This is a genomic window from Synechocystis salina LEGE 00031, from assembly GCF_015207985.1.
Classification (GTDB): domain Bacteria; phylum Cyanobacteriota; class Cyanobacteriia; order Cyanobacteriales; family Microcystaceae; genus Synechocystis; species Synechocystis salina.
Genome location: NZ_JADEVV010000013.1, coordinates 71863 through 78135 on the forward strand (window position 1 = coordinate 71863; position 6273 = coordinate 78135).

Here is a 6273-nt window from a genome sequence, read left to right on the forward strand (position 1 = left end):
TGTGGAACTTGTCGTTTAGGGGATTCTATATGACAATTTTTTTCTGTCAAGTCCAATGCTGTCCAACGCTGGACTTAAATTTGTCCAACGTAAAGCAGTAAAAATCCAGCGGCGATCCGCCGGACAAATTGCCCTTTGCCATTGGACAAAATCTTGTTTTCGCTGGACAAACGCTGTAAATGTCTAGTGATTTGTCTAACGCTCTTATTACACAAACTGGACAATTCTTCCTTTGTCTTTGGACTGTCCAACGCATCCAGTATTAGTTGTCGGACAACTTCACCTTGTTTATGGGTGGGCCACTCACTGGGGTTAAATTCCATAGTGAACTCCTTAAAATTAATAATTTATATTGTCCAATAGCTAAAGAAAAATGACCACAAAGATGAAAAATTTAACTTTCTTTAAAGCTTTCTTGATTTGTCCACTAACGCTCTGGCAACTCTGCTTAACTACTGAGTTGATTATTGGGGATGCTGTTGAGATAGGTTCTAAAATGTAACGATATTTACCAATCTCGGTAGGGAGTTTTAGCCATGGAAATAGACCCCAATAACTTTTACTAGGGGTTTCCAATCTGGCGATCTCTGCCCAACTTTGACTAAAACAAGGGGTAACTTTTTGATATTCCTGGTGCCATGGGCGGGCGCAAAACGTGCCCTGAACAAATTCCAACTGTCGTTCCTTGACTCTGATCCGCTACCCTGAAAGCAGAAAGAGAGAGCAGTGAACTCTCTCCATCTATGAACAAATAGATCGACTCATCAACAACCAGGAAACCTAGTTCCCTAGTTGTCCTCGAATAAATGAAATTCCTATGACAGCACCAGAAATTTTAATAAGGGACGAGACCGAGGACGATGCCGTTCTCATTACTGAGGTGACTATTGCAGCCTTCACTCCCCTAGAAATTAGTGACCACACAGAGCAGTTCATCATCGAAGCTCTCCGTTCCGCAGGTGCCTTAACTCTGTCATTGGTTGCAGAAGTGAATAGTCGTGTTGTGGGACATATTGCATTTTCCCCTGTGAACATCTCGGACGGCAGCAAAAACTGGTATGGACTCGGCCCGGTCTCCGTGTTGCCAACACATCAGCGTAGGGGGATTGGTAAAGCTCTTATCCAGGAAGGACTATCACAGTTGAAGGGCTTAGGAGCCAAGGGTTGTTGTCTTGTCGGACACCCAGAATACTACAAAAAATTTGGATTTGAGAATGTGGCGGGACTTACTCTCGAAGGGGTTCCCGATGAGGTGTTTTTTGCTCTTTCGTTTAACAGTCATTATCCCCAGGGTAATGTCACATTCCATGAAGGATTCAGGGCAAATAGCTCTAGCAACCTGAAATTATGAATCTTTGGAACCAGGAAAGGTTAACCACAAAAAAAGGAGGAAATCGTACGCTAACAAAAAAAGGCAAAATAGAGCCACTATCCCAGCTTATTTCTATATTTTTTATCCCTAGACTGGGAACATATTAGCCTTACTGGTGACTGTATCCAGTAAAGTAATCAGACGCTAAAACCCTTATTTTGAAGTCTTTCCAGAACTAAATTTTCCCTTAGCGTACATTTTTTCCCATTTCTGTTGTGACCCCTATGTTAAACACATTACCGGAGCAGACTATTCATAAAATTCGCTGGTTCTTGGCGATCAGTTGGTCTGTGTTAATTGCCTCTCTGTTTTACGACCCGGTTACTCAACTATTAACCGATCCCAATCATGCTTGGAGTCCTTTTCGGCTGACGTTAGATTCGTCTCAATGTGTCAGATTACAAGGGGTTTGTTTACCGACAGAACCCTATGCAATAGGGGCTAAGTTTTTTTGGACAATGGTTGTCCCTGTGGGATTGATGATTATTTTTGTCTTAGGCCATGAATTTTGGCGACGAATTTGTCCCTTAGCCTTTTTTTCCCAAATTCCTAGGGCCTTAGGTATCCAACGCAAACTTAAAACTGTCACCAGTAGCGGTAAAAGCCGTTATGAATTGGTCTCTATCAATAAAAAATCCTGGTTGGGTCGTAATTTTCTGTTTCTACAATTTGGGTTATTGGTCGTCGGTCTGATTTTTCGGATTTTATTCATTGGCTCTGACCGCTTAGCCCTTGGTATTTGGTTAATTACAACTATTGCGGCAGCTATTTTGGTTGGTTATCTTTATGCCGGGAAAAGTTGGTGTCAATATTTTTGTCCGATGGCCCCCGTGCAGATGGTTTTTACCGGACCAAGGGGATTATTGGGTAGTCAAGCCCATTGGCAAAAAGAGCGGGGTTTGACCCAATCCACCTGTCGAGAAATAGATCCCAAAACCCAACAGGAAAAAAGTGCTTGTGTGGGTTGTAAATCCCCTTGTATGGATATTGATGCGGAGCGTTCCTATTGGGATCGCATTGTTAAAAATGACCAAAAATTTATTCTTTATGGTTATCTCGGTTTAGTGATTGGCTTTTATGGTTATTACTTTTTATATGCCGGTAATTGGGAGTTTTATGAATCCGGCGCTTGGGCCCATGAACCGGATCAAATTGGCACGATCTGGAATCCCGGCTTTTATCTAGGAGGGCAGGCGATCGCCATCCCCAAATTAATTGCCACACCCCTCACCTTGATTGGTTGTGTATTCGCCAGTTACGGAATTTTGAGCCTATTGGAAAAAGCCTATCGTCAATACCTAGAAAAAAAGGGACTGTCCCTCGACAATGCCCAGATTTTGCATCAAGTCTTTACCGTCGTTACTTTTAGCGCCTGGAATTTATATTGGATTTTTAGTGGCGGGGCAGGCTTAGGCTTTTTGCCAGAATGGACAGAACATTTGTTGACCGGCAGCGTTATTTTGGTCAGTGGCTTGTGGTTTTATCAGACCATTGGGCGCACGTCGGATCAATACGGCAGGGAAGGCCTCGCCAATTCCCTCCGTCGTCAACTCGATAAACAAGGCTTCGACGTTGCTCAATTTCTTGACCGCAAAAACGATGATCTCAAGCCCGATGAATTGTATGTGTTGGCCAAGGTTTTACCCAACTTTAGCCAAACGCAACGGTTGGAAATGTATAAAGATACCGTCAAAGCCGCCATTCGAGACAACATTATCAGTTCGGCAGAAAGTGCCTTGCTGAATGAATTACAACGGAATTTAAACATCACTCAAGATGAGCATTACGCCATCCTCGCCAGTCTGGGGGTTGAAGATCCGAGCTTATTTGATGCCTCTCAACAAACCAGTTTAGAAAATCAAATCCGCATTGATAGTTATCGACAAAATTTAGAAGCCCTGGTGGCTAATTTAGTTCAAGATGGCACCTCGGTACAAAACGCCTTAGAAGATCAACGGAAACGCATCACCTACTTACGCCAGGAATATCGCATTACCGACGCCGAACATGAGCAGGTATTGAGTGCGTCCTTGGGGCAAGCGGGTGGCTTGTTGCAAAATGCAGAAATTTTGTTCACGCAACTGGAAAAAATGGATGGGCGTTGTCAAATTCTAGAAACCCAACCCCCTGATCCCAGTTTGAGCGTTTATGTCCTGTTGCGAAATGCGTTTCTGGATCGTCAAAAGCTCGTGATTCATCGCCTGTTATCAATTCTGAAAATTTTAGGAAATTCCCCCGCTGCCCAATCTCTGGCTCCCCGCATAGCGGCTTATGATGTTTTACCGGCGGTGTTAAATGCCGAAGAAGAAGATGAGACTTCCTGGCAAGCAGATCTAGACCCAGAAATTTATGCGTTGTTGTTAATCCCGACCCCCTCCGAAAGGACTGAAATTGAGCCAAACAGCCTGGGAGAGTTACTAGAAACCATTTTGCGAGAGGATTTAGAACCTTTTGTACAAGCTTTGGGCTTATCTGGTTTGCATTTAATTGAACCGACGAAAGCGTATCAAATCGCCGTTGATTTGCTCCCAACCAACCCGCCCCCAATTTTGGCAGAGGAAACTCAAGTACTAGTGGATGGGGAAAAACACTCCCCTAGTGACCCAACAACATTGCAAATCTCAACCTTAACGAAAACTTTTTGTCTCTCCGAAAGTCCCTTTTTTAATCAGTTGGGGGTGCGGCAGTTAGTTGAGTTGGCTGTCTCTTGTCAATCCCGTCGTTACGACCGGGGAGAGGTTATTTGGCGTCTGGGGGAACGTTCCCAGGAGATTTTGATTATTTTTGCAGGGATGGCTGATGTGACCATTCCGGGCGCTGATGGGGGGGAACAAATTATTAACCAAGTTCCCAAAGGAGAGACTCTAGGGGAATTGGGAGTACTAACCCATGCCAATCGTTCAGCTTCAGTCATTGCGGCAACCCAACCAACGATCGCCTTGGTGTTAGCGGCGGAAAAACTTGATTTCCTCTTAAACCATCGTCCCGCTTTGGCCAAGGGTCTCCTAACGATTATCAGTAAACGCTTACAAAAACTCACGAAACGAGTGGAGACAATTGTCCCAGCTAAGAGTCCTAGCCCTAGTTCAGATTCCCACGAAGGTCATTCCCCTGGGCACATTAATCATTAAGTTGGACTAGCGTGGGGTCACGCCATAGAAGGGGTCAGCTAACTGTAGATACCCGGAATCATCGGTATTTTGGAACCAAATTAAATAGAACTATCCTTTTCCTTGTTCGACAGTTAGCTTGAACGCTGACTTTTCAGACATCTTCTTATAGGGGTCACCACAGAAAAAGGGGGAAATCGTACGCTAATGAAGAGGAGAGGAAAGAATCTAACAAAAGAAGACAAAATAGAGCCACTATCTCAGCTTATTTCTATATTTGTCATCCCTAGACTGGGAGCATATTAGCCTGACTGGTGACTATATTTGGAAGCGTGGCTAGATGCCAAAACACTTGATTTATAAGCTTTCTTATTGCTAATTTTTGCTTAGCGTACGTTTTTTTCCCTTTTCTATTGTGACCCCATGTAGAGTGTTGTCCCCTTGTTCAGTTTTTCGAGAACATCTCACTAACCTCCAGCGGCAAAGGCAGTCCCTTCATAGGTAAAACCAGGATTGTTCAAAATGGCTGCTGATTCTCCTGGTCCAGCAAAAAGATAAGTCCCAGGAAAGGTTTTGCTTTGAAAACGACTAAATTCAGTAGTCCCTTCTCCAACCCCGGCGGAATAGGCATAAAAAGCAATGCCTTCTTCGACAAAGTTTTTAAAGTTTTGGCGGATACTTGTCGCTTCCCCTTCTCCGGCAAACAAGTAGGTTCCTTCTCGGCCAGGAGCCGTGTTTTGGAAGCGATAGAAAGTTTGTAAAAGAGGATCAGTTTTGGTTGTTGCTACTTGGAATGCGGCACCTTCTTCAACGAAGTTTTTGAAGTTTTGACGAATATTGGCCGCTTCTTCTGCCCCAGCAAATAGGTATGTCCCCGGGCGATCGTTGTTACGAAAACGGACTAATCCACCGGTCAAATTGTCTTTGAAGGTATCATCATTAGTGATGGTTCCTGTTACTGCTCCTGTAGTGCCGACAGTATAGCTGGTGCCTGATGCCAAGGTCACAATAACGGTTTGGTTAGGTTCGACCACGGTATCGGCAGTAGGATCAATGGTTAAAGTCGCTGTACTGGAATCGGCAGTAAAGGTAATTGCCTTGTCTATCCCTGGGGTTGCACCAGTGAAATCAGAACTATCTGCAGTTCCGGCAATGCTGTAGTTAACAGTTAAATCCTTAGTGGTATCTCCCGTGCGGGTGAAGGTATAAACAAGATTATCAGTTCCATCTTCAGTGACACTATTGGGGGAGACAGTTAGCGTGATGCTGGGACTCTCAACAGGAGGGGAAAGTACTTCTACCCCATCATTGGAGATAGTGCCCACCACGATGTCAATAGTTCCAATCTCGTAGCCAGTGCCTGATGCAAGAGTGATAGCTACAGTTTCATCACTTTCAAAGTTACTATCTGCAGTTGGGTCAATGAATAGGTAAGCTATGCTGGAGCCGGGATCGAAAGTAATATTTTTTCCACTTCCAGGTGTGGCTCCTGTGTAATCTGTGGCATCTGCTGTTCCCTGAATAGTATAGTTAACTGTCAAGGAATTATCTATATTTCCCGCACAAGTAAATAAGTAAGTAAATAAGTAGATAAGGGCACTGAGCCAGATGTCACCATCTGTAACACTAGATGGAGAAAGAACCTGCAGGTTAACTGTGGATACCCCTCTTCCATCAATCTAGGCAGATGAATGGCAGAATATGTCCCATGAATTGACCAAATATCTTAATCGATCTAGCTCATTAACTTTATTAAAAAGCTTGGTCAACTCATCTAAAACATGGGTAAAT

4 protein-coding genes are annotated in these 6273 nt (G+C 43.9%); 2 read left to right on the plus strand and 2 right to left on the minus strand.

Features of this window, described 5'->3' with window-relative positions; all coding sequences use genetic code 11:
• Window positions 1–74 precede the first annotated feature (74 nt).
• Window positions 75–323, minus strand: coding sequence for a hypothetical protein (locus tag IQ217_RS06465; protein WP_190595463.1), 249 nt, complete (start codon window positions 321–323; stop codon window positions 75–77).
• 494 nt (window positions 324–817) lie between these two features.
• Here IQ217_RS06465 and IQ217_RS06470 point away from each other — a divergent pair, with 494 nt between their 5' ends.
• Together IQ217_RS06470 and IQ217_RS06475 are read left to right on the plus strand one after the other, a co-directional pair.
• Window positions 818–1351, plus strand: coding sequence for a GNAT family N-acetyltransferase (locus tag IQ217_RS06470; RefSeq protein ID WP_194019318.1), 534 nt, complete (start codon window positions 818–820; stop codon window positions 1349–1351).
• A gap of 245 nt (window positions 1352–1596) precedes the next feature.
• Entirely contained in the window at window positions 1597–4503 is a 2907-nt protein-coding gene (locus IQ217_RS06475) for a cyclic nucleotide-binding domain-containing protein (protein WP_194074511.1), read from the plus strand.
• A gap of 446 nt (window positions 4504–4949) precedes the next feature.
• Here IQ217_RS06475 and IQ217_RS06480 read toward each other — a convergent pair whose 3' ends face one another.
• Entirely contained in the window at window positions 4950–6023 is a 1074-nt protein-coding gene (locus IQ217_RS06480; protein ID WP_194019320.1) for a hypothetical protein, read from the minus strand.
• Window positions 6024–6273: the final 250 nt, after the last annotated feature.